Source organism: Dietzia aerolata (assembly GCF_014144865.1).
In the GTDB taxonomy this organism is placed as follows: domain Bacteria; phylum Actinomycetota; class Actinomycetes; order Mycobacteriales; family Mycobacteriaceae; genus Dietzia; species Dietzia aerolata.
This window is the reverse complement of sequence record NZ_JAALDM010000223.1, coordinates 1-5,097: the sequence shown is the minus strand read 5'-3', so window position 1 is coordinate 5,097 and position 5,097 is coordinate 1. Positions and strand designations below refer to the sequence as shown.

Sequence of the window (5,097 nt, the reverse complement as noted above, 5' to 3'; positions counted from 1 at the left end):
CTCCGTGGAGGAGGCGATGTCCTCGAGGTCCTTCGGCGTCCCCGAGCCGTTGGTGGCGGGGTCACCGTTGATGACGACCTTGCCGGGAACGACATCCGAGCTGCCGCCCGAGCCGCCGCCCGAGCCGACACCCGATCCATCTCCGGCTCCGGCCGGCGTCGACAGGTACCGCTCGAGCGAGTCATCGAGTTCGGCGAGCCACGGCGTGTGGTGCGTGGTGGCCATGGTGCCGGTCATGACCGAGCGGTGGTTCTTGTCTCGGTAGGTCAGGATGTTCTTCTTCTTGTCGTCCTTCCAGTCCAGGAAGATGCGGACGACCTCGTCGATGTCGAACATCGGGTAGTCGGTGGCCTCGATGAGGTCGCGGATGTAGTCGCCCTGGAAGCGCACGTCGTCGGCGTCGCCGTCCAGTTCCTGGAAGCGGTTGCGCCACTCGCGCATGTGGGCGGCGCGCTGTTCGGAGGACGGGAGCTTGGCGCGGCCGAGGATGAGGTCGCGGACGTACCAGGCCTGGGCGTCGAACATGTTGAACGTGAACCACTGGTCCTGCGCGCCGAGATAGTACATGCGCGGGTTCTTCTGCCACACCACGCCCCGGTAGAGGCCGGAGGGGTAGATGTTGTTTGGCGAGTCCAGGGCGAGCTCGGCCGGCAGGAACGGGTATTTGTGCAGGTAGCCGGTGCACAGGATGACGGCGTCGAACTCGCGGGTCTCACCGTTCGAGAAATGCACGGTGTGGCCTTCGAACCGGTCGAGAAGCGGCAGCTCCTCCATGCCCTCGGGCCAGTCGTAGCCCATTGGCGCGGTCCGGTAGGACATGGTCACGGAGGCGGCGCCCATCTTGTGTGCCTGGACGCCGATGTCCTCGGCGGAGTACGAGGCGCCGATGAGCAGGACGCGCTTGTCGGCGAGTGCCTCGGCGCCGCGGAAGTCGTGGGCGTGCCGCACGGAGCCGGGGAAGGTCTCGATCCCGTCGAATTCGGGGACGTTGGGGAAGGTGAAGTGGCCGGTCGCCACGATCACGCGGTCGAACTCGGAACTGGTGGTCTTGCCCGAGCGGAGGTTCTCCACTGTGACGGTGAAGGTGTCCTGGTCGCGGTCGTAGTCGACCCAGCGCACGGCGGTGGAGAACTGGACCTTGTTCTTGACCTTGGATTTGCGGACGCGACCGTCGATGTAGTCCCAGAGCACCTCGCGCGGCGGGTACGAGGAGATCGGGCGGCCGAAGTGCTGGTCAAAGGTGTATTCGGCGAACTCGAGCGCTTCCTTGGGGCCGTTCGACCACAGATTGCGGTACATGGAGGAGTGCACGGGCTCGCCGTAGCGGTCGGTGCCGGAGCGCCAGTCGAAGTTCCACTGGCCGCCCCAGTCGTCCTGCTTTTCGTAGCAGACGATCTCGGGGATCTTGGCTCCTGCACGCTGGGCGGATTCGAATGCTCGCAGTGCGGCGATCCCGCTGGGTCCGGCTCCGATGATCGCGATTCGCTGTCTCGACACACATAACTCTCCGGCTGACGCGGGCCTGTAACTCGCCATTCGACGACGCGCGGCGGAGGTATTGCCGACGCGGGACGTCATTTCCGCGTACTGGCCCTCGACACCGGGTCCGTGGTTTCCCTCTCGATCCGGTTCGCACCGCGGCGTACTGCGGTCGATGTCGGGTTACTGCGGCTCGCCGCGTCCCGCCGAACGAGAGGACGGTGCCCGCTCGGAGCACCGTACGCTGGGAATTCTACCAGATGTCCGCTTGGCTAGGCCGGGATCGAGCTGGGCGGGGGCACCGGTCGGCATCGTTTTTTCGACGACGACGACGTCGCCCACTCCCGAACCCGAAGTCGCCTTATCCGCGGCCCGTTACGAGCGTCTGTCAGAAATTGTCGGCAATCGTGCGTCAGCCGGCGGCCTACTCAGCTGCCGAGCGAGCCGGTGTTGGGTGAGCCGGTGCCGGGCTGGGGCGGATCCGGGGTGGGGGTCGGATCCGGGATGGGGGCGGACGGCAAAGTCTTCACGGCGTCTGGGTACACGGCGAAGAGGATGTTCTCGCCCTCTGCGACGTCCGCCCAGCACCATACGAATGCAGCCGGCGTGAATTGCTCGCTCATGCCGGGGACCGACAGCGACCACGTGGCCGTCTCGCCGCTGGCTGGCCAGACGTTCTCGGCTGCGATGATCCCGGCGTCGTATAGCGGGTCGGTGGACCAGAGATGGGTGGCGGTATCTTTCTCGATCGCGGCGATGGAGTCGATGTCGGCAACTTCGATCAGGCAGTCAGACCCGCCCTCAGTGTTGTTCGTCAGGGTGCCCGAGAAGGTCATCGTGCCGTCTTCCCAGGTGGAAGTGATCAGGGAGACGTCGAACATGTCTGATTCCGCCGCGCCTGCGGTCGCCGGCAGCGCGGCGGAGGTGAGGAGTACCGCGGATGCCACGGCGAGTGGGCGGGCGAGGGATCGGGCCGGGTTCATGAGATCTCCTGGATGCTCAGGGGGCCGGGGATCGACGCCACCTCGGGAACCAAAACCCTGTCACATCACCCGGACCTAGTGGCAAGCCAAGTGTGCTCGGCCCGGAGTCGCTCGGAGGTGCTCCAGCGTCCCTCAGCGTCCCCCAGCGGCCCGCAGATTTTGCCTGAGGCCCCCGGAAGTCGCTACCGCGGGAAGCGCCGAGCCGAATCGTGGACAATGGCCGCATGACCCAGTTCGGAGATCTTCTCGGCCCCCCGCCCACTCGATTGACCGGCGACCCGGAGGCGGAGGACGCCATCGCCGCAGGCGAGGATCCCGCCGAGGTGGCGGCCGCGCACCCCACGGCGTCGATCGCGTGGGCCGAGCTCGCCGAGCGTGCCCTCGAGGCCGGCGACACGATCGCCGCGTACGCGTTCGCGCGCACCGGCTACCACCGCGGACTCGACCAGCTGCGCCGCCACGGCTGGAAGGGCTTCGGCCCGGTGCCGTACGACCATGAGCCGAACCGTGGATTCCTCCGCGCGGTGGCCTCGCTGGCCCGCGCCGCGCAGACCATCGGCGAGGAGGACGAGTACATCCGTTGCCTGGACCTCATCAATGAGTCAGACCCGCACGCCGCCGCGTCTCTCGGCCTGGCGTGATCGCCTCGACGCCCGCGCGTTAGGCGTCTACGCCGCGCTGCCGGTTCCGCTTCGCACGCGGAGCCGGCGGTTGGCGTACGCATTTCTGCCGATCCTGCAGTGCGGTCTCGCCGCCGGGTTGGCCTGGTTCATCGCCTTTGACCTGCTGGATCACCCGGCACCGTTCTTCGCGCCCATCTCGGCGGCCATCGCGCTGGGCACCGGCATGGGCCGGCGGGTGCGCCGCGGCATCGAGTTGGTGATCGGTGTGGTGGTGGGCGTCGGCCTCGGCGACCTGCTCATCGCCCAGATCGGCTCGGGTCCGTGGCAGATCGCAGTGGTGGTGATCATCGCGATGTCGGCGGCGGTGTTCCTGGACCGGGGCGCGCTGGTGGGAACGCAGGCGGCGTCGTCGGCGATCCTGGTGGCCACGTTGCTGCCGCCGGGCAGCGCGGGCGGTTACGAGCGAATGGTCGACGCGGCCGTCGGCGGGGCCGTGGCGCTGCTGCTCATGGCGATCATGCCGGTCCACCCGCTCAAACGCGTGCGCCGCGAGGCGGCGTCGTTGCTCGGTGTGGCGTCGTCGGTGTTGGCGGAGGTCGCGGACGGGCTGGAGGCCCGGGATTCGGATCGGATCCGGGCCGCGCTCCAGGACGCCCGGGACACGCAGCCGGCGATCGACACGATCGAGGAGCAGCTCGCCGGAGCGCGGGAGCTGGTCAAGCTCTCACCGTTCTATCGGCGGCGACGGCCGGAGGAGGTCACGCTCGCGGCGATGCTCAACCCGATGGACAACGGCATCAGGAACATCCGCGTTCTGGCGCGCCGGGCGATCGTCGCGGTCGACGACCAGGTGGACGTGCCACCCGCGCTGGGTTCGCTGCTGGCATCGCTGTCGGGTGCGGTGGAGTTGCTGGCCCAGCGGGTCGCGGCCGACCCGGATGCGCCCACAGATGCCGAGGTCCACCGCGAGCTGCGGGCCGTGGCTTCGCGCGCCAAGCGCGAGCTGCTGTTCGATCCGGGTCTGACGGAGACGGTGATGCTCGCCCAGATCCGGTCGGTCCTGGTGGACATGATGCAGGTGGCGGGGCTGAGCAAGATCTCGGCGGTGGCCACGCTGCCGCCGACGGTCCGGACGCCGTCGGTCGAGCCTGAGCTTCAGGAGGAGTGGCCGGATTCGCCGGATCGGCCGACGTCGGTGCTGCCGCCGTTCAGGGCAACACGAGCCGCAATGGCTCGACATGACGGTAAAAAGTCGTCCTCTTGACGGGCCTGCGGGCGGTGATGCCATCGCGGGTGATCAGCGCACCGGGGCTGCCGAACTGGACTGCGCGCGCGGTGAACCACCGCCGACGCCGGAATCTGCGCGGCTTCTCGACAGTGGCGCGCACCCCCGGAAAATCGCGGGAGACGCGGACGGTGAGGGTGGGCACTTCGCCGGAGAAGACCTTGTCGTCGTCGGCGTAGGCTTCTCCGACCAGTAACTCACCGCGGGGGCCGGCCACTGTGGCTTCTCCCACCAGCACGGCGCCGGTCTCGTCGCGCACCAACGGCACCTCGTGGGCCTGGCCCTGCACGCCGAGTTTCGCGGCGGCGGAGCCGGTCGGGAGGCCGTAGGCGCGGGTGGCGGGGGTGTCCTCCTCGGCGATGTAGGCGACCTCCACGTCGAGATTCTCGGAGCGCATCAGGCGCGTGAGGAGGGTGGCCAGGCCCGCGTCGGTGCCGCAGACGAGGAGGCGGCGGCGGGTGCCGACCTCGGCGAGGGCGCGGTTGATCTCGTCCTTGTCGGGCACCTCGCTGACCTCGATGCGCGGATGCTCGCCCAGGACCGTCGGGACCGGCGCCGAGCCGCAGCGGATGACGATCATGGTTTCCATCATGGCCCGACCGGCCCGCCTCGTGTGAATTAGGGGGTCAGAGCGCCGCGGCAGGGCTCCCACCGCGCCGAACCCGGCAGCCCACCCCGCCGGACCCGGCAGCCCCACCGCGCCGAACCCGCTGCCCCGGCTCGCCCA

At 68.8% G+C, this 5,097-nt stretch carries 5 protein-coding genes; 2 read left to right on the top strand and 3 right to left on the bottom strand.

Annotated features, from left to right (window positions below; translation table 11 throughout):
- A partial coding sequence (locus G6016_RS13195) for a trimethylamine monooxygenase (RefSeq protein WP_182633099.1) occupies window positions 1–1,497 on the bottom strand: 1,497 nt, incomplete at its 3' end.
- 410 nt (window positions 1,498–1,907) lie between these two features.
- Window positions 1,908–2,462 (bottom strand): hypothetical protein, encoded by a 555-nt coding sequence (locus G6016_RS13190; RefSeq protein ID WP_182633098.1) that lies wholly within the window; start codon window positions 2,460–2,462, stop codon window positions 1,908–1,910.
- A 224-nt stretch (window positions 2,463–2,686) separates the two neighbouring features.
- On the opposite strand from G6016_RS13190, the gene G6016_RS13185 reads away from it, so the two are divergent.
- A complete protein-coding gene (locus G6016_RS13185) occupies window positions 2,687–3,103 on the top strand; it encodes a DUF3151 domain-containing protein (RefSeq protein WP_182633097.1) in 417 nt (138 codons plus the stop codon).
- Window positions 3,060–4,349, top strand: a complete 1,290-nt coding sequence (locus tag G6016_RS13180; protein ID WP_182633096.1) for an FUSC family protein — start codon at window positions 3,060–3,062, stop codon at window positions 4,347–4,349. Before G6016_RS13185 ends, G6016_RS13180 begins: the two co-directional genes overlap by 44 nt.
- On the opposite strand, the gene G6016_RS13175 is transcribed toward G6016_RS13180, so the two are convergent.
- The coding region (locus G6016_RS13175; RefSeq protein ID WP_241730299.1) for a hypothetical protein at window positions 4,294–5,097 on the bottom strand (804 nt) is incomplete at its 5' end. The genes G6016_RS13180 and G6016_RS13175 overlap by 56 nt on opposite strands.